Genomic DNA, 22,939 nt, shown 5'->3' on the forward strand with positions numbered 1-22,939 from the left:
ATCCCGTTCCCGGAGCCGAACATGTCCCAGCCTTTTACCGCTATCGCCACCCTCATCGCCAAAGCCGGCCAGCAAGACGCCCTCGAACAGCACCTGCGTGCGCTGCTGGAACCGACCCGCGCCGAGGCCGGTTGCGGTCAATACGACTTGCACCAGGACCTCGCCAATCCTCATGCCTTCTACATGATCGAAAAATGGAGCAGCGACGAAGCCCTGCAGGCCCATGACGCCAGCGCGCATGTGCAGAACTTCCGCGCCAAGGCTGGCGACTTTCTCGAACATTTCGACCTCAAGCGCCTGCGCTCCATCGTCTGATTTCTTCCTTCTTTATTACTTTTCAGGAGCTCCAATGAAAGCCATTGCCTACTACGCCTCGTTGCCAATCAGCGACTCAAACTCGCTGCAAGACATCGAACTGCCAGAACCGGTTGCCGGCCCGCGTGACCTGTTGGTGGAAGTCAAAGCCATCTCGGTCAACCCGGTGGACACCAAAGTCCGCCAGAACGTCCAGCCTGAAGCGGGCGCGCCGAAAGTACTGGGCTGGGATGTGGCCGGTGTGGTCAAGGCTGTCGGCAGTGAAGTCACGCTGTTCAAGGCCGGCGACAAAGTGTTCTACGCCGGCTCCATCGCCCGCGCTGGCGGTAACAGCGAACTGCACGTGATAGACGAGCGGATCGTCGGCCATATGCCGAAAACCCTCGGTTTCGCCGAAGCCGCTGCGCTGCCGCTGACCGCTATCACCGCGTGGGAACTGCTCTTCGAACGTCTGCAAGTGCGTGAAGGCACAACCGATGAAGGCCAGAGCCTTTTGATCGTCGGTGCCGCTGGCGGTGTGGGGTCGATTCTTACGCAACTGGCCAGCCAACTGACCGGGCTGAAAGTCATCGGCACCGCTTCCCGCCCGCAAACCCAGAGCTGGGTTCGTGAGCTGGGTGCCGACCTGGTGATCGATCACAGCCAGCCGTTGAGCGAAGAACTCAAACGCGCGGGTGTCGATCAGGTAACTCACGTCGCCAGCCTGACCCAGACCGATCAACACCTGGATCAGTTGGTCGAGGCTTTGGCGCCGCAAGGCAAACTGGCCCTGATCGATGATCCGAAGGCGCTGGACGTGACCAAGCTCAAGCGCAAGAGCCTGTCGCTGCACTGGGAGTTCATGTACACCCGCTCGCTGTTCGAAACCGCCGACATGATCGAGCAGCACAAATTGCTTAACCGTGTAGCTGAGCTGATCGACGCCGGGACGCTGAAGACCACGGTTGGCGAGCACTTCGGGACCATCAACGCGGCGAACCTGCGCCGTGCCCATGAGTTGCTGGAAAGTGGTAAGTCCAAGGGCAAAATAGTGCTCGAAGGGTTCTGAAACAAACTGACACAGTTGTCGCCCAGATGGGCGACACCGTCAGTCCGAGAATTGACCCTTGTCACAATTGCGATCGTATTCGGGTCTACAATCGAGGCTCTGCGGCACAGTCTTTTACGTAACATCTTTTACGAGAGGAGAGATCAGCAATGAAGATCCTGATAAAAGAAGTGGCTAAATCCCAGTGGCAAGTCCGTCTGGACCAACACGCCGTGACGTTCCGCAGCGAAGCCGAAGCCCGCGCCTTCACCCGCACCCTTGAAGCGCGACTACAAGCACCTCATCAAATTATTGACCGCCAGCAGCGTGCCGCTGGCTGAGTCCGTCCTCAGACCTGGGCTTGCGCCAGCGCCCGGGCATTTTGCAAACGCCGGGTGAGCATCGCCACGCTCACCACCAGAATTCCGCACAGGCTGATGACCATGGCCATCGGCATGGCGCTGCCGTCGTGTAAAACGCCCACCAGTGCCGCTGCCCCGGCGGCGACGCTGAATTGCAGACAACCGAGCATCGCCGACGCACTGCCGGCGCGAGCGCCCTGCCCGTTCATGGCGCAGGCCGAGGCGTTGGGCAGGATGCAACCGAGGCTGGCGATGCAGACAAACAGCGGAATCAGCAACGGCCATAGCTGCGCGGTGTGCAGCGAACTGACGGCCAGTAGCGCCAGCGCCGCGCCGACGTAGATCCACACGGTGCGCGACAGCAGAAACGCCGGGCCACGCTTGGCCAGCAGTCGCGCGTTGAGCTGCGCCACCAGAATGAAGCCCGCCGCGTTGGTACCGAACAGCCAGCCGAAATGCTCGGGCGGCACGCCATACAGCTTGATGAAGACGAACGGTGAGCCGGCGATGTAGGCAAACATCCCGGCGATGGCGATGCCACCGGTCAAGGCGTGGCCGAGGAACACCCGGTCCGACAACAGTCGACCGTACTGACGCAACGCCCCCGACAACGGTTGACGCGGCACATGCGCCGGCAGACTTTCCGGCAACCCGAGCGCCACGGCCAACCCTGCCAGGGCACTGAAACCGGTCAGCACGAGAAAGATTGACTGCCAGCCCGTGGTGTTGACCAACAGCCCGCCCAGCATCGGCGCAAGAATCGGCGCCAGGCCCATCACCAGCATCAGCTGCGAAAAGACCTTCGCCGAACCCACCGCATCGCATTTATCGCTGACAATCGCCCTCGCGATCACCATCCCCGCGCACCCGCCCAACGCCTGAACGAAACGTGCGCCGATCAGCCATTCGAGGTTCGGCGCATAGGCGCAGGCCAGGGAGGCTGCGGTAAACAGCCCGACACCGGTCAGCAAGGGAATGCGTCGCCCGAAGCGATCCGCCACCGGGCCATAAGCCAGTTGACCGATGGACAAGCCAAGGAAATACGCCGCCAGGGTCAGCTGAACGTGTTTTTCATCGGTGGCGAAGGCGAGCGCCATCGCCGGGAAGGCCGGCAGATAGAAATCAATCGCCAGCGGACCGAAGGCGCTCAAGGCGCCAAGAATCAAAATGGTACGGAAATTCATCAGGCATCCAGTTGGACAGGGGTCAGCAGCCCCACAGTCTAGCCGCGCATGGACGCCTTGAACATTCCGTTAGGTCGCTAACTATTAAAAACCTTCAGGCGACTTTCGCCTCGTAGCCCTCTTCGGTGATCACCGCGATTACCTGATCCGCCGACAAAGCGCTCTCGACGCCGACTTCTTTCGCGGCCAGATCGATACGCACGCTGGCCGCAGGATCCTTGGCTTGCAGCGCCTGAGTGATGGCTTTGACGCAGTGACCGCAGGACATGCCTTGAACGTTGAACACTTGCATGGGATGACTCCTTGAGTAAGGTTGCGTGCAGTCTTGAGCTTGCCACCGTGGCAAGGTCAAGTTCTGAAGTGAACTGCCGGGCTGGCAATCAGCGTCGCGCTCGGCCAAGCTGCGTCCATCAATGACTCGACATCAGGAGATTCAGCCATGCGCTGGTCAGCTCTCAGCCTGTTTGGCTTTCTCAGCCTATTTGCCGCGACACCTTCAGTTCAAGCCGCCGGGGAGGACTATGGCGTACTGATCATTTCCCGCGAGCGCCTGGAAGTCGCGACCTCCTGCGAGATCGGCGTGTACATTCACGATCAGTTGTCGGCGCGGTTGTTCCAGGAACAAAGCACCTCGTTCAACCTGCCCCCGGGCAATGTCTCCCTGCGCCTGAAGCTGCTGCCGGGGCAGGCGCCGGGTTGCAATCCGGGCATGCTCGCACCGGGTTCGCAGAACATCACGCTCAAGGCCGGTGACGTGTTGAAGTTCCGGATTGCGATGACGCAGGAAGGGATGTACCTGAAACCTGCCGCTCTCGAGTATTGAGTCGCCTGTAAAAAGATCGCAGCCTGCGGCAGCTCCTACGGGATCGGGTTACCACGCGGTCAATGTAGGAGCTGCCGAAGGTTCGGGCCGCGTTCGGACGATCTTTTGATCTGAGACATGGCGCTTGACCTTGCCCGCATGGCAAGGTTGATCCTGTAGATATCTTCTACAGGGAGCGTGACCGATGTCCGAATCCACCACTTTCGATCTGCCGATTGCCGGCATGACCTGCGCCAGTTGCGCCGGGCGTGTCGAGCGTGCCTTGAGCAAAGTCATCGGCGCCTCTGCCGTCAGCGTCAACCTGGCCACCGAACGGGCCCGGGTTCAAGCGCCCAGCGACAGCCTGCCGGCCTTGATGGACGCGGTGCAGCAGGCGGGTTATAGCGTGCCGCAACAGACTCTGGAATTGAGCATCGATGGCATGACCTGCGCCTCTTGCGTCGGCCGGGTCGAACGAGCGCTGGCCAAGGTGCCGGGGGTCAAGAACGTCAGCGTCAACCTGGCCAATGAACGCGCCCACCTTGAGCTGCTCGGCCAGATCGATGCGCAAACCTTGATCGCTGCCGTGACCAAGGCGGGCTATAGCGCCAGCGTCTGGGAAGTCGAACACCCGCAAACCGATAATCAACAACAACGCCTGCACCGCGAGCGTTGGGCCTTGATCATGGCGATCATCCTTGCCGCACCGTTGGTGCTACCGATGCTGCTGCAACCGTTCGGCGTGCACTGGATGCTCCCGGCCTGGGTGCAATTTGCGTTGGCCACGCCGGTGCAATTTATCTTCGGTGCGCGCTTTTACGTCGCTGCCTGGAAAGCTGTGCGCGCCGGTGCGGGCAACATGGATTTGCTGGTCGCGTTGGGCACCAGCGCCGGTTATGGCTTGAGTCTTTATGAATGGGCCACCGCCGCCGGGCGCATGCCGCACCTGTATTTCGAAGCCTCGGCGGTGGTGATTGCCTTGGTGCTGCTGGGCAAATACCTGGAAAGCCGCGCCAAGCGCCAGACCGCCAGTGCCATTCGCGCCCTCGAAGCCTTGCGCCCGGAGCGGGCGATTCAGGTGATCGACGGCCGCGAGCAGGACGTCGCCATCAGCGCCCTGCGTCTGAATGACCTGGTGATGGTCAAACCCGGCGAACGCTTCCCGGTCGACGGTGAAGTGGTCGAAGGTCAGAGCCACGCCGACGAAGCGCTGATCAGCGGCGAAAGCCTGCCGGTGCCCAAACAACCCGGCGACAAGGTCACCGGCGGCGCGATCAATGGTGAAGGCCGGTTGCTCGTTCGCACCCTGGCCTTGGGCGCGGAAACCGTGTTGGCGCGCATCATCCGCCTGGTCGAAGACGCTCAAGCGGCGAAAGCGCCGATCCAGAAACTGGTGGATAAAGTCAGTCAGGTGTTCGTGCCAACGGTCCTGTTGATTGCGTTGGCAACCTTGATCGGTTGGTGGTTGTACGGCGCGCCGATGGAAACGGCGCTGATCAATGCCGTGGCGGTATTGGTGATCGCTTGCCCTTGCGCGCTCGGGCTGGCCACACCGACAGCGATCATGGCCGGCACCGGCGTGGCGGCGCGCTACGGGATTCTGATCAAGGACGCCGAAGCGCTGGAGCGTGCCCATGAAGTCAGTGCGGTGGTGTTCGACAAGACCGGCACGCTGACTTCGGGCACTCCACGCATCGCTCATTTGAGCGCAATCAACCATGACGAAGCGGCGTTGCTGCAAATGGCCGGCGCCCTGCAACGCGGCAGCGAGCATCCGCTGGCCAAGGCGGTTCTGGACGCTTGCGCCGAACGCGGCTTGACCGTGGCCGATGTCAGCGACAGCCAGTCGCTGACCGGCCGTGGCATCGCGGGCACTCTGGACGGTCGTCGATTGGCGCTGGGCAATCGTCGTCTGTTGGAAGAGAGCGGCTTGAGTGCCGGTGAATGGGCCGACTCCGCCACCGCGTGGGAAACCGAAGGCCGGACCCTGTCCTGGCTGATCGAGCAAAGCCCCGAGCAACGAGTAATGGGCCTGTTCGCTTTCGGCGACACCCTCAAACCCGGCGCGCTGCAAGCGGTGCAACAACTCAACGCACGCAACATCAGTAGCCACCTGCTGACCGGCGATAATCGTGGCAGTGCCAAAGTGGTTGCCGAAGCGCTGGGCATCAAGGATGTCCACGCCGAAGTGCTGCCGGCGGACAAAGCCGCCACCGTCGCGGAACTGAAAAAAACCGGTGTGGTAGCGATGGTCGGCGACGGCATCAACGACGCACCCGCCCTGGCCGCCGCCGACATCGGTATCGCCATGGGCGGCGGCACCGACGTTGCGATGCATGCAGCCGGGATCACCCTGATGCGCGGCGACCCACGGCTGGTGCCGGCGGCGCTGGAGATCAGCCGCAAGACCTACGCGAAGATTCGTCAGAACCTGTTCTGGGCCTTCGTCTACAACCTGATCGGCATTCCGCTGGCAGCGTTCGGCTTCCTCAACCCGGTGCTGGCCGGTGCGGCCATGGCGTTGTCGAGCGTCAGCGTGGTGAGCAATGCGCTACTGTTGAAAACCTGGAAACCCAAGGATCTGGAGGACAACCGATGAACATCGGCCAAGCGGCCCGCCACAGCGGCCTGAGCGCGAAGATGATCCGTTATTACGAATCCATCGGCTTGCTCAAGGCCGCCCATCGCACTGACAGCGGTTACCGGGTTTACGGCGACGACGACCTGCACACCCTGGCGTTCATCAAGCGCTCCCGGGACCTGGGGTTCTCACTGGAAGAGGTCGGCAAACTGCTGACCCTCTGGCAGGACCGCCAGCGAGCCAGCGCCGACGTGAAGGCCCTGGCCCGTCAGCACATCGACGAGCTGAATCAGAAAATCCTCGAACTCGGTCAACTGCGCGACACCCTGCAGGACCTGGTCGAACACTGCCACGGTGATCACCGTCCTGACTGCCCGATCCTCAAGAACCTGGAGTCGGGCTGTTGCGCCCAACCCGCTCGCCCCTGATTGCCAGCCCTTTCACCACCAACAACGTGGTGAGTGGAATGCCGTGGAACAACAGCACCACGGCACCCGGCGTCCACCACGAATAGAACGGCGCGGCGATTAGCATGCCGACGCCGAACCCGGTCATTTGCAACAGCGTCAGAAAGCTGAAAATCGGCAGGCGCAGGCTGTCCGGCTCACGCTGCAGGCGCGACATCAGGCCGACTTCCGAGAAACCGTCGCCCAACCCCGCCGGCAGCGAGAACAACAGCAAACCGTAGAGTGTTTGCTGCTGAAACATGAGGATGAAGCCGCAGGACATCAGCAACACACCAAAGAAGAATCGCCGCTCCAGGTTCACGTTATCCGAGCCTTTCATCCGGCTGGCAATCCGCGCACCAATGAGTTTTCCGCAGGCCCAGACCGCCAGCATCAAGCCCAGCGTGGTGCTGGCCGACTCGGGCGTCAGCAGTCTGGAAATGATCGGAAACCCCACGTTATGCGCGGCACTGCCAAGGGTGTCAGTCATCGTCACCGCGAGCATCGCCGCCACCACCGGTGTACTGCGCAGCCCTTGGAGCAGGGACGCCCATTCACCACGTTCGTGGGTGGGTTCGGCGCTGGGCGCAGGTTTTGAAAAGCGCAGCGGCAAGATGAACAATGCGGCCAGCAGATAAGTAACCACATTCAATGCAAACACTGTTTCAAAGCCGAATGCCGCCACTAAAAGCCCCGACACCAGACTTCCGCCGACCATGGCTGCCGACGACGCCGAGGTGATCCAGGCATTGGTCTTGAGCAACTGCTCTGCCTCGATCAAGTGCGGTAACTGGCTGTTGAGGCCGATGGCAAACATCGAGTTGCCGAATCCCAGACCGAAAGCGATTAACGGTAAGAGCAGCATCTGCTGGGCGACCGGCAGCACCAGCAGCAGGCCCAGCAGCCCGGCGCGCAACAGGTCGAAGGCAATCAGCGGCAGGCGCCCGGCCCAGCGGCGATAAAACGTCGTACCGATTAGGCTGGCGAAGATCCCACCGGCCACGCGGCTGGCGAGAAAGATCCCGACGCTCATGGCGCTGTTGCTGAGCAGGTAGACGTAGGTGGCCAGGGCGACCATGTTGAGGAAGGCGCCGAAGTCCGAGACCAGACGGGCGGTGATGATCAGTTGGGCGTTGCGGGTGGAGTTCACATTCAGTCCTTGAGTGTGGGTGTCGCGATTTATCGAACTACGGATATCTATGTGGGAGCGAGGTTGCTCGCGATAGCGGTATGTCAGTCACATCAATTTTGGCTGTCACACCGCTATCGCGAGCAAGCTCGCTCCCACATTTAATCTCCAGTGTTTGGAGATACGGTGACAAGCATTTACAAAAAACCCGGCCGAAGCCGGGTTTTTCGTTAACCGATCACTGCATCCAGGGCGGAGGCGGCTCTTCGGTTTTGCCCGGTGGCGCATCATCTGCCGCGCGCACCGCTTGCTTGCGCTCTTCATCAAGGCGTGCCGCCTCGATCTCGCGCATGATCCCGCCAACGTCAGCCAACTCTTCCGGCTCATCGAACTCGCCGGTCAAGATGCTGGCCGGGTGCAAGGTGCCGGCTTCGAACAGGGCCCACATTTCCTTGGCGTACTTGGTCTTTTTCAACTCCGGCGCAAACCGCCCGAAATAGGACGCCATGTTGCCAACATCCCGCTCCAGCATGCTGAACGCGTGGTTGTTGCCCGCTGCGTCGACCGCTTGCGGCAGATCGATGATCACCGGGCCGGTCGGGGTCAGCAATACGTTGAACTCCGACAGGTCACCGTGCACCAGACCGGTACACAACATCAGCACGATCTGCGAAATCAGGAACGCGTGATACTCACGCGCCTGATCCGGTTCCAGCACCACGTCGTTCAGACGCGGCGCCGCATCACCGTACTCATCGGCCACCAGTTCCATCAACAGCACGCCTTCAAGGAAGTCGTAAGGCTGAGGAACCCGCACGCCAGCACCGGCCAGACGGAACAATGCCGCCACTTCGGCATTCTGCCAGGCGTCTTCGGTTTCTTTCTTGCCGAACTTGGAGCCCTTGGCCATCGCTCGAGCCTGACGGCTGTTGCGCACCTTGCGGCCTTCCTGATACTCGGCCGCCTGACGGAAACTGCGTTTATTCGCCTCCTTGTAGACCTTCGCGCAACGTAACTCGTTGCCGCAGCGCACCACATAAACAGCTGCTTCTTTACCACTCATGAGTGGGCGCAGCACCTCGTCGACCAGACCGTCCTCGATCAGGGGTTCAATGCGTTTTGGAGTCTTCATCAGCTTTTATTGGGGGTCCTTTATTACCAAACACGCGAAAGTCATTCGTTATACGGCAATCCACTCATTCGGGGGAGGGGTTGCCGACCTATGAACGCTCCAGTAACCGTCAAGATGCACACAATGTGCCGGATAAATCGGTCAACAACCGCCGGTCGTCATCGGCCGCCACAGATCATAGCTGACCCTGAGTCACTTGTTGCTGAAGGGCTAAGCGGGTATTTGCGACAGAAGCTGACATCTCGATTCATACCCTTCGTAGGATTTTTCTTAACAAGCCTCAATTTCCGCCTCGGCCAGCCGAAGTCATCAGAGACAAAGTGATTTGTCCGACAATCGTTTCGACTACAACAACGATGGCGCACTCACGGAACCGGGTCGATCAAAAACGTTTACGGCTGCCAATAATCCGCGAGTCATCTGCACTGCGTGGGCCTACAAGAAAAATCTGGAGCGCGGATGAACATCAAACAGAAGTTGACCTGGGCGTTTGCAATCATCGCCTGCTTGCCGGTGGTGCTGGTCGCTACCCTGGTTGTGCTGAACTTGCGCAGTGATGCCAAGGACAGTTTCGTCGACGGCAGTGGCCGCGAAATTCGTCAGGTCAGCAACGCCATGCAACTGTTCTTTGACGGCATCAGCCAGAACGTGGATTACCTGGCGACCCAACCGCTGATCAAGAATTCCGACGACAGCCTCAAGACGTACATGAGCGCCAACGCCGAAAGCATTCCCCAAGGCGAGATGGACAAGAAGGTCTTCGGCCTCCTTCAGGACCTGGGTAACAGTCACCCGTCCTACGCCTATGCCATCCTCGGCACCGCAGCGGGCGGTTATGTGTCCTGGCCGGACGATGCCAAGCTGAACAATTACGACCCGCGCCAACGCCCCTGGTACAAGGCTGCCCAGGCCAAACCAGGCAAACCGTTCCGCACCGAGGCCTATTACTGGGCCCAGGACGACGCGACGTACGTCAGTACCGTGCGCACCATCGACAACAAATTGGGCACCCATGGCGGCGTAGTCAGCATCGACGTGACGCTCAAGCAGCTCACCGAAATCGTCAAACAGATCAAGCTCGGTGAAACCGGCTACCTGATGCTGCTGGAAAACACCGGCACCGTGCTGGTCGATCCGAAGCAACCGGAACACAACTTCAAAGCCTTGAGCAGCCTCGGCGAAGGCTACGCGCAACTGGCCAAGGCCGGCAAAGGGCTGGTGGAAGTCGAGCTGAACGGCGAACGCTATATGGCCAACGTCTGGCCGTCGGAGCAGCTGGGCTGGACCTTTATCGGTCTGATCAAGCAGACCGACGTGATGAGTTCGGCCACCCAGCTGACCTGGCTGATCGCGATCATCGCCGCCGTGCTGGCTGTGTTCTTCGCCATCGTCGGCGCCAGTTTCGCCAGCCTCATCGTGCGGCCGATCCGCAGTGTGGCCAGCGGTCTGGAAGGCATTGCTCAAGGTGAAGGCGACTTGACCAAGAACCTGCAAATCCGTGGCAGCGACGAAACAGCGCAACTGGCCAACTGGTTCAACCAGTTCTTGGCAGCGATTCGCAACCTGATTCAGAGCATCGGCGGCGCCGCGACCAAGATCCTCGCCACCTCCAAGAGTTCGACCCAGGTCTCCAGCGACATGGCCGAAGCCGCAGGGCGTCAGCGTGAAGCGGTGGACATGGTTTCCACGGCGTTCCACGAAATGGTCGCCACCGCCAACGAAGTCGCGCGCTCTTGCAGCCAGGCGGCGGAATCGGCCGACAGCGGCCAGCGCCAGGCACGTGAAGGTCAGCAGCAGATTGATGCGGCCGTGACCAGCGTTGATCGCTTGAGCCAGGAAATCGAACAGTCGGCCCAGTCGATGCAACAGCTTGAGCGCGACAGCAACGACATTCAGTCAATCCTCGGGACCATTCGCTCGATTGCCGAGCAGACCAACCTGCTGGCACTGAACGCCGCTATCGAAGCAGCGCGGGCCGGTGAACAGGGTCGTGGGTTTGCGGTGGTCGCCGATGAAGTTCGGGCACTGGCCAAGCGCACGGCCGATTCCACGGCGGAAATCGACGGTTTGCTGGGCAACCTCGCCAAACGCACCAGTCAGGTGACTCAGCAAATGCACGCCAGCCTGGAAGTGTCCCAGCAATCGGTGACGCGGATCGGTGAAGCACGCAGCAGTTTCGGGCTGATTCGTGAGTCGGTGGACGTGATCCGCGACATGAACACCCAGATCGCTACCGCGGCGGAAGAACAGCATCAGGTGGCTGAAGACATCAATCGGCACATCAGCCAGATTCATGGTGATGCGCAGTTGGTGGCGGAACTGGCGAACTCGGCGCGGCTGGATTCGCAGAGTCTGGCGGGGTTGTCGAATGAGCTGGATGGGTTGGTGCGCCGCTTCAGGACTTGAGATTCGGGGTGGTTTTGAAATCCACCCCTCACCCTAACCCTCTCCCCAAGGGGTAGAGGGGACTGACCGAGTTGTTCTTGGAGCTACATCGACCTGATAAATCGAGTCGAACTCAGGATTTGAAGAACATGAGGATCGGCTCCCTTTCCCCCTCTCCCCCGTGGGGAGAGGGCTGGGGTGAGGGGCTGGATCTCACTGCCGAAACAACTCCCCCGGGGTAAACCCGAACAGGCTTTTGAACGCCGCAATAAACGCCGAAGTCGAGTCATACCCGCAAGACAGCGCGGCATTGGTCACGCTGTCGCCCTCCTCCAGCAAACTCAACGACGACAGCAACCGCATCCGCTGGCGCCACCCTCGAAAGCTCAACCCGGTTTCCCGCTGAAAGAGCCGCATCAAAGTCTTCTCCGACGTCCCCAACCGCTCGGCCCACGCCTGCAAGGTCACATTGCGCTCAGGGCTTTCGATCAGCTCGTTGCACAGCCCCAGCAACCGTTCATGGCGCGGTAACGGCAGCGAGAAGCCGACCTCCGGCAGATGCGCCAACTGATCCAGCAACACGCTCACTAGCCGCGCTTCCTGGCTGTCGCCCTGGGGATATTCAACCGGCAGCAAACAAAAACTCTTGATCAACTCCCGGGCCAACGGCGTCACTTCCAGCACCCGGCAACGCCCGTCCGCCCATTCACAATCCTCGCGACGCACATAGAGGCTGCGCATCTCGGCACGCATCGAAGTCACCACCTGGTGTTCGAGATCGGCCGGAATCCAGATGCCCCACTGCGGCGGCGCATAGAAACTGCCTTCGGCGGTGTGCACGCCGAGAACGCCGCTGATCGCGTAGGAAAACTGCACCCAATCGTGCCGATGCGGCGGCGTCCATGAGCCGGCGTTGAGACTTTCCGCACGGGCATACAGCGGACGTGGCAGCGCCGTCAGCGTCGGAATCGTCCGTTCGAGGGAAAGTTGTCCGTTAGTCGGCATTGAATGGCCTTATGTCGCAAGACGGCTGATGGAGCCGACGTTAGGCTAAGTCACCAATTCTTACAAATGTATTCGGTGCCTGTTATGCATGCCTTCAAACACCTCAAACGCGTGGTCACCGACTGGTTCTTGTGCGGCATGTTGATCGCCACGCTGCTGGCGTATTTCTTCCCGACCTTTGGTGCCACCGGCGGCGGAATGCACGCTGAATACGTGATCAACATCGGCGTGTTCCTGGTGTTCTTCCTGCACGGGGTCAACCTGTCCAGCGAGCAGATCACTCACGGCCTGAAAAACTGGAAGCTGCACGTGATGGTCCAGGGTTTCACCTTCGCGGTGTTTCCGCTGATCTGGCTGCTGAGCGACACGCTGTTGGGTTCGCACATTCCATCGCTGCTGATGCTGGGTTTCCTGTACCTCTGCGCCCTGCCCTCGACCATCTCCTCGTCCGTGGCCCTGACCGGCAGCGCGGGCGGCAACGTACCGGCGGCGATTCTCAACGCGAGCCTGTCCAGCGTGCTGGGGATTTTCCTGACACCGTTGCTGGTGAGTTTCGTGGTTGGCAGCGGCGCGGGCGGTATCGATCTGGGCTCAACCCTGGTCGACCTCTGCGCCATGTTGCTGTTGCCACTGGTACTCGGCCAATGGGTTCGGCCGTTCCTCGGCAAGTTCTTCGCCCGCCACAAGCGCTACACCAACATCGCCGACAAGCTGGTGATTCTGTTGCTGGTCTACGCGGCGTTCAGTAATTCAATGGTTTCGGGGATGTGGCAAAAACAGGGCAACAGCGTGATCCTCACGGCACTGATCGGCAGTGCGATCCTGCTGGCGATCATCCTGTGGATGACCACCCGCACCGCTCGCGCCTTGAAATTCAGCCCGGCCGATGAAATCGCCGCGGTCTTTTGCGCCAGCAAAAAATCCCTGGCCGCCGGTGCGCCAATGGCGGCGCTGATCTTCGGCGCCAACCCGGGGCTTGGGCTGATCCTGCTGCCGATCATGATCTACCACCCGTTGCAGCTGATCGTCTGCTCGGTCATGGCCGAGAGTTACGCCAATCGCAACCGGCAGCTGGCCGCACAGCAAAGCGCCGCGATCCTCAGCGCTCAATAATCACTGTAATGCCCTGGCCACCGGCGGCGCAGATCGAGATCAACCCTCGGCCCTTGCCCGCCGCATCCAGCAACTTCGCCAGATTGGCAACGATGCGCGCACCGGTGGCGGCAAACGGATGCCCGGCGGCCAGTGAACTGCCTTTGACGTTGAGGCGGCTGCGGTCGATGGAACCCAGTGGCGCATCGAGACCGAGGTGGGTTTTGCAATATTCCGGGTCCTCCCAGGACTTCAGCGTGCAGAGCACCTGCGCGGCGAAGGCTTCGTGGATTTCGTAGTAGTCGAAGTCCTGCAAGGTCAGGCCGTTGCGCGCCAGCAAACGCGGCACCGCATACACCGGCGCCATCAACAAGCCTTCCGCACCGTTGACGAAATCCACCGCCGCCGTCTCGCCATCGCGCAAATAGGCAAGGATCGGCAGGCCGCGTTCCTTGGCCCATTCTTCACTGCCCATCAGCACCAGCGATGCGCCGTCGGTGAGCGGCGTCGAGTTACCCGCCGTCAGGGTGCCCTTGGCGCTTTTTTCGAAGGCCGGTTTCAGTGAAGCGAGTTTTTCCAGGGTCAGGTCCGGGCGCAGATTGTCGTCGCGGGTCAGACCGAGGAACGGCGTCATCAAATCGTTGTGCCAGCCTTCGGTGTAGGACGCGGCCATTTTCTGGTGACTTTCCCAGGCCAGTTGGTCCTGTTCGTCGCGCGGAATGTTCCAGGCCTGGGCCATCAACTCGCAGTGCTCACCCATCGACAGGCCAGTGCGTGGCTCGTTGATGCGTGGCAGATCCGGGATCAGGTGACGGGGGCGCAGTTGCAGGAAGGATTTCAGTTTGTCGGCAGTGGTTTTGGCGCGGTTGGCTTGCAGGAGGATTTTGCGCAGGCCTTCGTTGACGCCGATCGGCACGTCAGAGGCGGTGTCTACGCCACCGGCAATGCCACATTCAATCTGACCCAGGGCGATTTTGTTCGCCACCAGCAACGTCGCTTCCAGACCGGTGCCGCAGGCTTGCTGAATATCGTAGGCCGGGGTGGCTGGCGACAGCGGCGAGCCGAGCACACATTCGCGGGTCAGGGCCATATCCCGGGAGTGCTTGGCCACCGCCCCCGCCGCCACCTCACCCAGGCGCACACCGTGCAGGTTGTAGCGTTCGATCAGGCCTTCGAGCGCGGCGGTGAGCATCGCCTTATTACTGGCGGTGGTGTACGGCCCGTTGGAACGGGCGAAGGGAATACGGTTACCCCCAATAATTGCAACGCGGCGCAATTGAGTCATGAAAAGCTCCTGATGAAATATTCAAATTGAGAACCGAGCCCTGTGGGAGCGAGCAAGTTCGCTCCCACAGGTTGTGCATTCCCCTGAAAGCCCCGGTACAAACTACTCTGCAATGATCTAGCGTAGGCCTTATCTCGCGGATCGAACGACTGATTGCCATTCATGGTCCACACTTTGAACCCCAGCAGCTGGAGTGCGTTACATGTCTGACCGATATATCGACTTCGCCAATTCGTCCATCGGCCATCGTCTGGTCGGGGCCATGGGACTGCCATCTCCGGTACGGCTGGAGCGCTGGCAAGCCGGCCGGCTGCGGCCTGTCGAGGGGGCGCTGTTGATAGGCGGTGGCCCGTTGACGGAGAAAATCGGCACCTTCGCCAACCGCCTGACCGACGCGATTTACAGCTACGGCACCGAGCCTTCGCTGGCCACTGCGTGGATTCCCGGCCACGGCCCCAAACTCAAAGCCGTGGTGTTCGACGCCAGTGACCTGGTGCAGACCGATCAACTCAAACAGCTGCGCGAGTTCTTCCAGCCGTTGATTAAAAACCTCGACCACAGCGCGCACCTGGTGATTCTGGGGCGCGCGCCGGAGACCTTGAGCGATCCGTTCGCCGCCAGTGCCCAGCGAGCGCTGGAAGGCTTCAGCCGTTCGCTGGCCAAGGAATTGCGCAGCGGCGGCACCTTGCAGCTGATCTATGTCGGCGAAGGGGCGGAGGATCAACTGGAAGGCCCGCTGAGGTTTTTCCTCTCGCCCAAAAGTGCATTCGTTTCCGGGCAAGTGATTCGCTTGAACGCCTGCGACACTCAGGTGACGGACTGGACTCGCCCATTGGCCGGCCGCAAGGCGCTGGTCACGGGTGCTGCGCGCGGCATCGGTGCCTCCATCGCCGAAACCCTGGCCCGTGACGGAGCCGATGTGATCCTGCTCGACGTAGCACCCGCCAAGACTGATCTCGAAGCCCTCGCCGCACGCCTCGGCGGGCGCAGCATCACCCTGGATATTTGCGCCGAAGACGCCGCCGCGCAGTTGATCGAGCAACTGCCCGACGGCATCGACATCGTGGTCCACAACGCCGGCATCACCCGGGATAAAACCCTGGCCAACATGACCCCGGAATTCTGGGACTCGGTGTTGGCGGTCAACCTCAATGCGCCGCAAGTGCTGACCAAGGCGCTGCTCGACCGCGGCACCCTGCACGACAACGGCCGGGTGATCCTGCTGGCGTCCATCAGCGGCATCGCCGGCAATCGCGGGCAAACCAATTACGCAGCGAGCAAGGCCGGGTTGATTGGCCTGGCCCAAGCCTGGGCGCCGCTGCTGAATGAACGCGGCATCAGCATCAATGCGGTAGCACCCGGCTTCATCGAAACCCAGATGACCGCACATCTTCCGTTCGGCGTTCGTGAGGGCGGGCGGCGCATGAGTTCGCTGGGCCAGGGCGGCCTGCCGCAAGACGTCGCCGAAGCGGTGGCATGGCTGGCTCAACCGGGCACCGGCGCGTTCACCGGGCAAGCGCTGCGGGTGTGCGGACAAAGTGTTTTGGGGGCTTAGGCATGATCATCGATTGGCACATACTCAACCGCGAACCCAGCCTGTCGGGACTTTACGTGCGGGCCGCAACGCGACGCAAAATCACCGGCACCACCCTGCCCGATTCGGGTTTGCGCTGCTGGATCAATGTCGATCCGAAGCGCCTGGCGGACTATCGCAAGGTCTGCGGTTTTGCCGAGAACGGTTTGTTGCCGCCAACCTATCCACACATCCTCGCGTTCGCCTTGCAGATGCAATTGCTGACGGCCAAGGAGTTTCCGTTCCCGCTGCTGGGGTTGATTCACCTGAGCAACCGCATTCGTATCTTTCGCCCAATGGGCGGTGTGAATCGTGTGCGGGTCAGCGTTCAGGTGCAAAACCTTCAGCCCCATGAAAAAGGCGCGACGTTCGATCTGGTGACCACGCTCGACGATCAACTGGGGGCGTTGTGGGAAGCTGAAAGCCAGATGTTGTGCCGCGGGGTCAAACTCGCAGGCGAACCCGTCGAGGACGTGTTGGCATCGACGCTGGAGATGTCAGAGGTGGCCCATTGGAAAGCGCCGTCGGACATTGGGCGGCAGTACGCCAAAGTGTCCGGCGATTACAACCCGATTCACCTGAGTGCCGTCAGCGCCAAACTCTTCGGTTTCCCGACAGCCATCGCCCATGGGTTGTGGAACAAGGCCCGAACCCTGGCGGCGCTTGCCGATCATCTGCCGGCGGCGAATGTCGAGATTGCGGTGCAATTTCGTAAACCGGTGCGGTTGCCCAGTGAGGTGACATTGCTGGCCAGTGCGGCGGGGGCGAGCGGGGATTTGCGGTTGGTGGGTGCGGGGGATCTTGAGCATATGGCGGGGCATTGGCGGCCGGTTGCCTGACCGATCGTTCCCACGCTCTGCGTTCGGCTCGCGTGGGAACGATCAATCACTGACTCACTAAATCCATGCGAGGCTGCGGAAACAAATTATTCAACGTCTCCAACAACCGCACGTGATAAATCGGTTTGCGAAACAGGTCGAGCACCTGCAACCGCAACATGTCACTGACATCCTCCATGTCCGCATGCCCCGACGTCACAATCACCGGCAAATGCTGGCGGGACGTATGCTCGCGCAACCGCTTGATCAACGACATGCCACTCTCCTCCGGCATCCGCAGATCAGTGATCACCAACGCAATATCAGGGTGGCGCGTCAGGTGTTGCAGCGCGAGTTTGACTGAGGTGGCGGTAAAGCAATTGAAGCCCTCGCCCTCCAGCAACTCCGCCAATTCCAGCAACGCATCCTCCTCATCATCGACCAGAAGAAGCTGTTGGCGTGGAAGTGAGGGAGCGTTCATGGGCAACACCTGCAATGGACTAAGCGCTGACGTTAGAAGCCCTTTGCGGGATTGGCAAGTAGCTGACCATTTACCGCAGGCAGGTCAAAGCGCGGCTTGAATAGTGTTAAACATGGTGGTGATAAGCCCGGAGATCGGCGTCACAAACGCCGCTAGAGCGATTGCCACCATGCCCGCAATAATGGCGTACTCAATACCCGAAGCACCCTCAGTATCCTTTGCCAGGTCCTTGTAAAAAACGATGTGGGATTTGATCTTCCGAGCAAGCGTTGAAAAGGACATGACGTTTCTCCTCGATGACGACGGGTGTTGCACGGCCGCAACATGATTCCCCTATGCCAGCATCAGCATTGTCGGCATTCCCCTAACCAACAACTGTAAGAACGAATTATCACTAAAGTATTAGTTGCTTCGTTGACGCCAAAAAAGTCACGTTTTCGCCCTAGCTACTTACTTTCGTTAGTTATTTTCAGTCCCGTAATGGCTTTTTGCTCTAGCTGGGCTACCGTCAAATAGCCAAATAGTTCCATGTTCATAGCTGCCTGATTGCGAAGTTTTCTCGTTGGATGCGACGAGGTCTCAAGCAGCAGGAAAGGGAGAGCCGTCATGAACAGTCGTATCACTCTGGGCCTCGCCGGATTGTTTCTGGTGGGCGCCATAATTGCCGGTTACTGGGGCCTCTCGCTGAGCCGCCAACCCTCTCCCGAGCCTATCGTGCAACCCGGAATCGTCACGCCTGCACCCATCGCCCAGACGCCTGCCCCCGTAGACGACCCCACCCGTCAATCGGTGGTGGTGTTGCTGCATGATGTGCCACCGTTCGTGCCGATCAGCGCAACCGACGTGACCCTGGAAAAACTCCGCACCGTCCCGGCCGGCAGCCTGAGCCGCCTCGATCAAGCAATTGGCCGAACGCCCTGGCGCGCCCTCAGCGCCGGCACCTGGCTCAATGATGAAAGCTTTGAAGCCGGCGGCAGACTGGCGCGGATGATTCGTCCCGATGAACGCGCCCTCGCCGTCGCGGTGGATGAAGTGATCAATGCCGGTGGGCAACTGACACCGGGGGACTATGTCGATGTGCTGCTGTTTCTGCGCATGGACAACAACAATCTTCAACCGTCGGCGCAATTGGTGGTGCCGGCCTTGCGGGTGCTCGGGGTGGGCGAACAGATGGGGATGACCAACGACGGTCAACCCGCCAGCCCGGTCCGCAGCATCGAAGAAAAACTCAGGCAGGAACAATTGCGCGCCAACGCCCGCAGCGTCTTGCTTGCCGTCCCCGAACAACTATTGAGTCGCCTGATGTTGGCGGCCCAGGCCGGCGTGTTGCGCCTGGCCGTACGCAGCGCCGATGAAAAACGTCTGGCGCGTTACTGGGCCGGCGAAAGCGATTCATCGGCCAACCTTGCCAGTGCCAATCGCGAGTTGATCCAGTTCAGCCAACTGGCCATGACGCCCCCACCCAGACCTGTCGCTACCCACGGCAGCACAGCACCGCGCAAGTCGAGCGTGGAAGTCATCCGCGGCAACGAAATAACCCAACAAACCCCCTGAGTCGAGCAAGGACGCATATAAATGCGCAGACGTTCCATGCCCCTTTTTCAAGGCCTGCTCTGGGTCTCTTTACTGAGCGGTGTTCCGCTCAGCGCAACGTTCGCAGCCGTCGGCAATTGCGCCGCGCTGGGTTCGTTGCCTGCGGTGCTGGAAGTCGGTGAAGGGCTGCAACAGGAGGTGCAATCGCCGGTGGCGATCACTCGGGTGGCGGTGGGTGACCCGAAAATCGCCGACGTGCGAGTCAACGGTAATCAAGCGTTTTTGCTGACCGGGATGGCCTCCGGCGCTACCAGCCTGATGATCTGGACCGCCTGCGCCAGTGCTCCACGCCAGAGCATGGTGTTCGTTCAGGGCAAGGCCACCGCGGCGATGACCAGCGCGACACGGTTACCCTCTGATGACCCACTGCTCCCGTCGCAAGTACAGACCGACATTCGTTTCGTCGAAGTCAGCCGGACCAAACTGAAAGAGGCCGGCACGTCGATTTTCGGCAAGGGCTCGAACAACTTCCTTTTCGGCGCACCCGGTACGGTGCCCAACACGGCCGTGACGCCGGGCGTGGTGCCGCTGTTCAACCTTGATCCACGGATCGCGGTGCCCAGCATTCCGCTGCTCAACGACAGTTTCAACATTGTCTGGGGCGGTGGCAGCAGCAAATTCCTCGGCATCGTCAACGCCCTGGAAGGCAGCGGCTTCGCCTACACCCTGGCACGGCCGAGCCTGGTGGCCCTCAGCGGGCAGAGCGCGAGCTTCCTGGCCGGTGGTGAAATTCCGATCCCGGTGCCCAGCGCCAACAGCGACAGCTACTCCATCGAATACAAGGAATTCGGCATCCGCCTGACGCTCACACCGACCGTGGTCAGCCACGACCGCATCACCCTCAAAGTGGCGCCGGAGGTCAGCGAACTCGACTACAACAATGGTGTGACCATCGGCGGCACCACCGTCCCGGCGTTCACCATTCGCCGCACCGATACCAGCGTCTCGCTGGCCGATGGAGAGAGTTTCGTCATCAGCGGTTTGATCAGCACTCACAACAGTTCGCAAGTCAGCAAGTTTCCAGGCCTGGGCGATATCCCGATTCTCGGTGCGTTTTTTCGCAACTCAGCGGTCAACCGCGAAGAACGTGAACTGCTGATGATCGTCACGCCGCACCTGGTCCAACCGTTGGCGGCCAACGCACAACTGCCATCGTTGCCGGGTGAAAAGCTGCGCAACTATGACCCGAACTGGTATCGCCTGTACTTCCTCGAAAACGGCAACTTCGATAAACGCAGCGGATTATCGCAATGAGCCAGAGCCAGAACCTGAGCCAGACCTTCCTCGCGATCACACGCAACAGCACCGACCTTGAGTGGCTGCAAGGCGCCCTCGCCCCGTTGGGCCAAGTGGTCAGCGCCGGCGGTGGCAGCCTCGACGAATTGCTGGCGCTGGTGGACGTGACCTTCGCCAGCCTGGTGTTCATCGGCCTGGACCGCGAACACGTGGTGGCCCAAAGCGCATTGATCGAAGGTGCCCTGGAAGCCAAACCGATGCTGGCGATCGTCGCGCTGGGCGATGGCATGGACAACCAACTCGTGCTCAATGCCATGCGCGCCGGTGCACGGGATTTCGTGGCCTATGGTTCACGCTCCAGTGAAGTCGCGGGGTTGGTGCGACGGCTGGGCAAACGCTTGCCGCCCGTGGCCCCAAACACCCAACTGGGCAGCCTGACGGTGCTTTACGGTGTGCAGATCAACGCCGACGGCGCGCTGCTCGCCACGCACATGGCGCAAGTGGTGCAGAAGAGCGGACAGCAAACGCTGTTGCTGGACCTGGGTCTGCCGCGCGGTGACAGCCTGGCCTTGCTCGGGCTGGAGAGTTCGTTCCATTTTGGCGATGCACTCCGGCACTTGCGGCGCCTCGACGCGACGCTGATCGACAGCGCGTTCACCAGCTGCGCCGCCGGGTTGCGGATCCTCGCCTACGCCCACCACGATGAGCCGCTGGAACACACCAGCACCGCCGAGTTGTACATGCTGCTCAGCGCCCTGCGCCAACACTTCCAGCACATCGTGGTGAACCTGACGGGCCAGCCGGACAGCGAAGCGCTACGCACCTTCGTCACCCATTGCGACAAGTTGCTGTGGTACACCGACCAGAACGTACTCGACTGCCGTCGCAACCTGGCGGTACTCAACCTGTGGCGTGAAAAAGGCATGAAGCTCGATCACGCCAGACTGCTGGTGGACCGCTACCTGCGCAACGTCGCACCCGACTCCGACACCCTGAGCAAAAGCTTCGGCATGGAGATCATCGCGACCCTCGTCTACAGCCCGGAAGTTCGGCTTAACGCCAAAAACCAAGGTGTGACGCTGTTTGAACTGGCCCCCCGCGAAGGCCTGACTCAAAGCCTGCGCGCCCTCGGTGATCGGTTGGCCAAGCGCTCCGAGGACCTTGCCAAGCCCAAGTCTGGCTGGTTCAACCGGTTGAGGGGTGCGCAATGAGCGGTGAAAAACTCTTCGGTGCCCCTGTGCGCACCACCAGCGGCAACACCGACCACGAAGGTCTGAAACTGGTGCTGCACCGCTACATCATCGATGCCATCGAGGAGTCCGGCAAAAACCTGCTGGAGGGTTCGCGGCAGGTGCTCTCGCAGTTCGTCATCGACAAGGTTGCCGAGTACATCGCCCGGCTGCACCTGGCGATTTCCCGCTATGAAATGGAGCGCCTGGCCGAAGAAATCGTCGACGAGCTCACCGGCTTCGGCCCCCTGGAAGTGCTGCTGCGGGACCCGGCGGTGACGGAGATTCTGGTCAACGGCCCGCACCGCGTGTTCATTGAACGCGACGGCGTACTGCATCAAAGCGACCTGCGCTTCATCGATGCGCATCACGTCGAACGGGTCATGCAACGGATCCTCGCGCCCCTCGGTCGACGGCTCGATGAGTCGTCGCCAATGGTCGACGCACGACTGCCCGACGGTAGCCGGGTCAACGCGATCATTCCGCCGATTGCGCTCGATGGCCCCTGCCTGTCGATACGTAAATTTCGCAAGGACATGCTCAAAAGCTCGGACCTGATGGCGATGCAAACCATCGATCAGGCGATCTTCGACTTTCTTCAGGAGGCCGTGGGCAAGCGCTGCAACATCCTGATCAGTGGTGGCACCGGCACTGGCAAGACCACGCTGTTGAACATTCTCAGCCAGTTGATCAACCCTCACGAGCGACTCGTCACCATCGAAGACGTCGCCGAACTGCACCTGGGCCACCCTCACGTGGTGCGTCTGGAAACCCGACCGCCGAATACCGAAGGCCACGGCGAAGTGAAAGCCAGTGACCTGATCCGCAACGCCCTGCGGATGCGCCCGGACCGAATCATCCTCGGCGAGATTCGTGGCGTCGAAGTGGTGGACGTACTCACCGCAATGAACACCGGCCACGACGGTTCCATGAGCACCGTGCACGCCAACAACGCCCAGGATGCGCTGTTGCGCCTGGAGACATTGGTGGGCCTGACCGGCCGCACCATCGCCGAACGGACCTTGCGGCAAATGATCTGCGCCGCACTGGACGTCGTGATCCAGCTGACGCGCATGCCCGACGGTCGTCGCTGCGTCAGCGAAGTGGTGGAGGTGATCGGCTTGCGTGATGACGTGTATGTCACCAACACGTTGTTCCGGCTCGACCGGCGCAGCGGTTTCGGATTCATGCGCGAGGCGGTCAACCCCGCCGGCGACAAACTGCGCCGTGAGTTGGCGCTCTCTCCCTCTGCGTACTGAAGGCC

Annotated in this window: 22 protein-coding genes and 1 pseudogene; 15 read left to right on the forward strand and 8 right to left on the reverse strand. The window is 60.8% G+C overall.

Going from position 1 to position 22,939, the window contains the following annotated elements:
• The first annotated feature begins 21 nt into the window (after window positions 1-21).
• The 3 genes from ACMXYJ_RS30080 (at window position 22) to ACMXYJ_RS30090 (ending at window position 1,683) form a co-directional block, all read left to right on the forward strand.
• Window positions 22-315, forward strand: coding sequence for a putative quinol monooxygenase (locus tag ACMXYJ_RS30080; protein ID WP_095127279.1), 294 nt, complete (start codon window positions 22-24; stop codon window positions 313-315).
• Between the two features lie 34 nt (window positions 316-349).
• Window positions 350-1,363: a zinc-binding alcohol dehydrogenase family protein gene (locus ACMXYJ_RS30085; RefSeq protein WP_415758052.1), complete on the forward strand. Its 1,014-nt coding sequence runs from the start codon at window positions 350-352 to the stop codon at window positions 1,361-1,363.
• 149 nt (window positions 1,364-1,512) lie between these two features.
• Window positions 1,513-1,683: a hypothetical protein gene (locus ACMXYJ_RS30090; protein WP_415758053.1), complete on the forward strand. Its 171-nt coding sequence runs from the start codon at window positions 1,513-1,515 to the stop codon at window positions 1,681-1,683.
• 8 nt (window positions 1,684-1,691) lie between these two features.
• On the opposite strand, the gene ACMXYJ_RS30095 is transcribed toward ACMXYJ_RS30090, so the two are convergent.
• Window positions 1,692-2,888 carry a multidrug effflux MFS transporter gene (locus tag ACMXYJ_RS30095; protein WP_415758054.1) on the reverse strand — a complete coding sequence of 399 codons (1,197 nt, stop codon included), beginning with the start codon at window positions 2,886-2,888 and terminating at the stop codon, window positions 1,692-1,694.
• A gap of 94 nt (window positions 2,889-2,982) precedes the next feature.
• The gene (locus ACMXYJ_RS30100; protein ID WP_046044719.1) at window positions 2,983-3,180 is read right to left on the reverse strand and encodes a heavy-metal-associated domain-containing protein; all 198 of its coding nucleotides are present in this window, start codon (window positions 3,178-3,180) and stop codon (window positions 2,983-2,985) included.
• Window positions 3,181-3,327: 147 nt separating this feature from the next.
• On the opposite strand from ACMXYJ_RS30100, the gene ACMXYJ_RS30105 reads away from it, so the two are divergent.
• The 3 genes from ACMXYJ_RS30105 to cueR all read left to right on the forward strand — a co-directional run bounded on the left by ACMXYJ_RS30105 (window position 3,328) and on the right by cueR (window position 6,699).
• Entirely contained in the window at window positions 3,328-3,711 is a 384-nt protein-coding gene (locus ACMXYJ_RS30105; RefSeq protein ID WP_046044720.1) for a hypothetical protein, read from the forward strand.
• Window positions 3,712-3,895: 184 nt separating this feature from the next.
• Window positions 3,896-6,289 carry a heavy metal translocating P-type ATPase gene (locus ACMXYJ_RS30110; protein WP_415758055.1) on the forward strand — a complete coding sequence of 798 codons (2,394 nt, stop codon included), beginning with the start codon at window positions 3,896-3,898 and terminating at the stop codon, window positions 6,287-6,289.
• The gene (cueR, locus tag ACMXYJ_RS30115; RefSeq protein WP_415758056.1) at window positions 6,286-6,699 is read left to right on the forward strand and encodes a Cu(I)-responsive transcriptional regulator; all 414 of its coding nucleotides are present in this window, start codon (window positions 6,286-6,288) and stop codon (window positions 6,697-6,699) included. The genes ACMXYJ_RS30110 and cueR overlap by 4 nt, the downstream gene beginning before the upstream one ends.
• Here the strand turns inward: cueR and ACMXYJ_RS30120 are convergent.
• Both ACMXYJ_RS30120 and ACMXYJ_RS30125 read right to left on the reverse strand, forming a co-directional pair.
• On the reverse strand, window positions 6,653-7,867 hold the full coding sequence (locus ACMXYJ_RS30120; RefSeq protein ID WP_415758057.1) for an MFS transporter: 1,215 nt from the start codon (window positions 7,865-7,867) through the stop codon (window positions 6,653-6,655). The two genes, cueR and ACMXYJ_RS30120, sit on opposite strands and share 47 nt — an antisense overlap.
• 217 nt (window positions 7,868-8,084) lie before the next feature.
• Entirely contained in the window at window positions 8,085-8,978 is an 894-nt protein-coding gene (locus tag ACMXYJ_RS30125) for a PA4780 family RIO1-like protein kinase (RefSeq protein WP_129438758.1), read from the reverse strand.
• Window positions 8,979-9,593: 615 nt separating this feature from the next.
• Between ACMXYJ_RS30125 and ACMXYJ_RS30130 the strand changes: the two are divergent.
• Both ACMXYJ_RS30130 and ACMXYJ_RS30135 read left to right on the forward strand, forming a co-directional pair.
• Window positions 9,594-10,478 (forward strand): annotated as a pseudogene (locus ACMXYJ_RS30130) (cache domain-containing protein); the annotation flags it as partial.
• Between the two features lie 201 nt (window positions 10,479-10,679).
• Window positions 10,680-11,384 carry a methyl-accepting chemotaxis protein gene (locus ACMXYJ_RS30135; RefSeq protein WP_415760826.1) on the forward strand — a complete coding sequence of 235 codons (705 nt, stop codon included), beginning with the start codon at window positions 10,680-10,682 and terminating at the stop codon, window positions 11,382-11,384.
• 192 nt (window positions 11,385-11,576) lie between these two features.
• Here ACMXYJ_RS30135 and ACMXYJ_RS30140 read toward each other — a convergent pair whose 3' ends face one another.
• Window positions 11,577-12,368, reverse strand: a complete 792-nt coding sequence (locus ACMXYJ_RS30140) for an AraC family transcriptional regulator (RefSeq protein ID WP_415758058.1) — start codon at window positions 12,366-12,368, stop codon at window positions 11,577-11,579.
• A gap of 84 nt (window positions 12,369-12,452) precedes the next feature.
• Between ACMXYJ_RS30140 and ACMXYJ_RS30145 the strand changes: the two genes are divergently transcribed.
• Window positions 12,453-13,481, forward strand: coding sequence for a bile acid:sodium symporter family protein (locus ACMXYJ_RS30145; protein ID WP_415758059.1), 1,029 nt, complete (start codon window positions 12,453-12,455; stop codon window positions 13,479-13,481).
• Here the strand turns inward: ACMXYJ_RS30145 and ACMXYJ_RS30150 are convergent.
• Complete coding sequence (locus ACMXYJ_RS30150) at window positions 13,468-14,745, reverse strand: acetyl-CoA C-acetyltransferase (RefSeq protein ID WP_415758060.1); 1,278 nt, start codon at window positions 14,743-14,745, stop codon at window positions 13,468-13,470. The two genes, ACMXYJ_RS30145 and ACMXYJ_RS30150, sit on opposite strands and share 14 nt — an antisense overlap.
• Window positions 14,746-14,947: 202 nt before the next feature.
• Between ACMXYJ_RS30150 and ACMXYJ_RS30155 the strand changes: the two genes are divergently transcribed.
• Window positions 14,948-16,300, forward strand: a complete 1,353-nt coding sequence (locus tag ACMXYJ_RS30155) for a 3-oxoacyl-ACP reductase (RefSeq protein WP_415758061.1) — start codon at window positions 14,948-14,950, stop codon at window positions 16,298-16,300.
• 2 nt (window positions 16,301-16,302) lie between these two features.
• Window positions 16,303-17,157, forward strand: coding sequence for a MaoC family dehydratase (locus tag ACMXYJ_RS30160; protein WP_415758062.1), 855 nt, complete (start codon window positions 16,303-16,305; stop codon window positions 17,155-17,157).
• A 46-nt stretch (window positions 17,158-17,203) separates the two neighbouring features.
• Here the strand turns inward: ACMXYJ_RS30160 and ACMXYJ_RS30165 are convergent, their stop codons facing one another.
• Together ACMXYJ_RS30165 and ACMXYJ_RS30170 are read right to left on the reverse strand one after the other, a co-directional pair.
• Entirely contained in the window at window positions 17,204-17,617 is a 414-nt protein-coding gene (locus ACMXYJ_RS30165) for a response regulator (RefSeq protein ID WP_095127291.1), read from the reverse strand.
• A gap of 84 nt (window positions 17,618-17,701) precedes the next feature.
• A complete protein-coding gene (locus ACMXYJ_RS30170; protein WP_415758063.1) occupies window positions 17,702-17,899 on the reverse strand; it encodes a Flp family type IVb pilin in 198 nt (65 codons plus the stop codon).
• 324 nt (window positions 17,900-18,223) lie between these two features.
• On the opposite strand from ACMXYJ_RS30170, the gene cpaB reads away from it, so the two are divergent.
• From cpaB to ACMXYJ_RS30190, 4 genes are read left to right on the forward strand one after another with little or no spacing between them, the layout of a single operon-like run.
• Window positions 18,224-19,171 (forward strand): Flp pilus assembly protein CpaB, encoded by a 948-nt coding sequence (gene cpaB, locus ACMXYJ_RS30175; RefSeq protein WP_415758064.1) that lies wholly within the window; start codon window positions 18,224-18,226, stop codon window positions 19,169-19,171.
• Between the two features lie 21 nt (window positions 19,172-19,192).
• Window positions 19,193-20,464 (forward strand): type II and III secretion system protein family protein, encoded by a 1,272-nt coding sequence (locus ACMXYJ_RS30180; protein WP_415758065.1) that lies wholly within the window; start codon window positions 19,193-19,195, stop codon window positions 20,462-20,464.
• Window positions 20,461-21,657 (forward strand): AAA family ATPase, encoded by a 1,197-nt coding sequence (locus ACMXYJ_RS30185; RefSeq protein WP_415758066.1) that lies wholly within the window; start codon window positions 20,461-20,463, stop codon window positions 21,655-21,657. The genes ACMXYJ_RS30180 and ACMXYJ_RS30185 overlap by 4 nt, the downstream gene beginning before the upstream one ends.
• Entirely contained in the window at window positions 21,654-22,934 is a 1,281-nt protein-coding gene (locus tag ACMXYJ_RS30190) for a CpaF family protein (RefSeq protein ID WP_415758067.1), read from the forward strand. The genes ACMXYJ_RS30185 and ACMXYJ_RS30190 overlap by 4 nt, the downstream gene beginning before the upstream one ends.
• Window positions 22,935-22,939 lie beyond the last annotated feature (5 nt).

The organism is Pseudomonas arabinosi (assembly GCF_047758675.1).
GTDB classification, from domain to species: domain Bacteria; phylum Pseudomonadota; class Gammaproteobacteria; order Pseudomonadales; family Pseudomonadaceae; genus Aquipseudomonas; species Aquipseudomonas arabinosi.

What these genes read in the sequence shown, in the direction of transcription:
- ACMXYJ_RS30145 (WP_415758059.1), top strand. Translation starts at nt 12,453, where the DNA reads ATGCATGCCTTCAAACACCTCAAACGCGTGGTCACCGACTGGTTCTTG.
- ACMXYJ_RS30105 (WP_046044720.1), top strand. Translation starts at nt 3,328, where the DNA reads ATGCGCTGGTCAGCTCTCAGCCTGTTTGGCTTTCTCAGCCTATTTGCC.
- ACMXYJ_RS30110 (WP_415758055.1), top strand. Translation starts at nt 3,896, where the DNA reads ATGTCCGAATCCACCACTTTCGATCTGCCGATTGCCGGCATGACCTGC.
- ACMXYJ_RS30125 (WP_129438758.1), bottom strand. Translation starts at nt 8,978, where the DNA reads ATGAAGACTCCAAAACGCATTGAACCCCTGATCGAGGACGGTCTGGTC.
- ACMXYJ_RS30180 (WP_415758065.1), top strand. Translation starts at nt 19,193, where the DNA reads ATGCGCAGACGTTCCATGCCCCTTTTTCAAGGCCTGCTCTGGGTCTCT.
- ACMXYJ_RS30095 (WP_415758054.1), bottom strand. Translation starts at nt 2,888, where the DNA reads ATGAATTTCCGTACCATTTTGATTCTTGGCGCCTTGAGCGCCTTCGGT.
- ACMXYJ_RS30085 (WP_415758052.1), top strand. Translation starts at nt 350, where the DNA reads ATGAAAGCCATTGCCTACTACGCCTCGTTGCCAATCAGCGACTCAAAC.
- ACMXYJ_RS30140 (WP_415758058.1), bottom strand. Translation starts at nt 12,368, where the DNA reads ATGCCGACTAACGGACAACTTTCCCTCGAACGGACGATTCCGACGCTG.
- ACMXYJ_RS30100 (WP_046044719.1), bottom strand. Translation starts at nt 3,180, where the DNA reads ATGCAAGTGTTCAACGTTCAAGGCATGTCCTGCGGTCACTGCGTCAAA.
- cpaB (WP_415758064.1), top strand. Translation starts at nt 18,224, where the DNA reads ATGAACAGTCGTATCACTCTGGGCCTCGCCGGATTGTTTCTGGTGGGC.
- cueR (WP_415758056.1), top strand. Translation starts at nt 6,286, where the DNA reads ATGAACATCGGCCAAGCGGCCCGCCACAGCGGCCTGAGCGCGAAGATG.
- ACMXYJ_RS30160 (WP_415758062.1), top strand. Translation starts at nt 16,303, where the DNA reads ATGATCATCGATTGGCACATACTCAACCGCGAACCCAGCCTGTCGGGA.
- ACMXYJ_RS30185 (WP_415758066.1), top strand. Translation starts at nt 20,461, where the DNA reads ATGAGCCAGAGCCAGAACCTGAGCCAGACCTTCCTCGCGATCACACGC.
- ACMXYJ_RS30155 (WP_415758061.1), top strand. Translation starts at nt 14,948, where the DNA reads ATGTCTGACCGATATATCGACTTCGCCAATTCGTCCATCGGCCATCGT.
- ACMXYJ_RS30135 (WP_415760826.1), top strand. Translation starts at nt 10,680, where the DNA reads ATGGTCGCCACCGCCAACGAAGTCGCGCGCTCTTGCAGCCAGGCGGCG.
- ACMXYJ_RS30190 (WP_415758067.1), top strand. Translation starts at nt 21,654, where the DNA reads ATGAGCGGTGAAAAACTCTTCGGTGCCCCTGTGCGCACCACCAGCGGC.
- ACMXYJ_RS30080 (WP_095127279.1), top strand. Translation starts at nt 22, where the DNA reads ATGTCCCAGCCTTTTACCGCTATCGCCACCCTCATCGCCAAAGCCGGC.
- ACMXYJ_RS30150 (WP_415758060.1), bottom strand. Translation starts at nt 14,745, where the DNA reads ATGACTCAATTGCGCCGCGTTGCAATTATTGGGGGTAACCGTATTCCC.
- ACMXYJ_RS30170 (WP_415758063.1), bottom strand. Translation starts at nt 17,899, where the DNA reads ATGTCCTTTTCAACGCTTGCTCGGAAGATCAAATCCCACATCGTTTTT.
- ACMXYJ_RS30090 (WP_415758053.1), top strand. Translation starts at nt 1,513, where the DNA reads ATGAAGATCCTGATAAAAGAAGTGGCTAAATCCCAGTGGCAAGTCCGT.
- ACMXYJ_RS30165 (WP_095127291.1), bottom strand. Translation starts at nt 17,617, where the DNA reads ATGAACGCTCCCTCACTTCCACGCCAACAGCTTCTTCTGGTCGATGAT.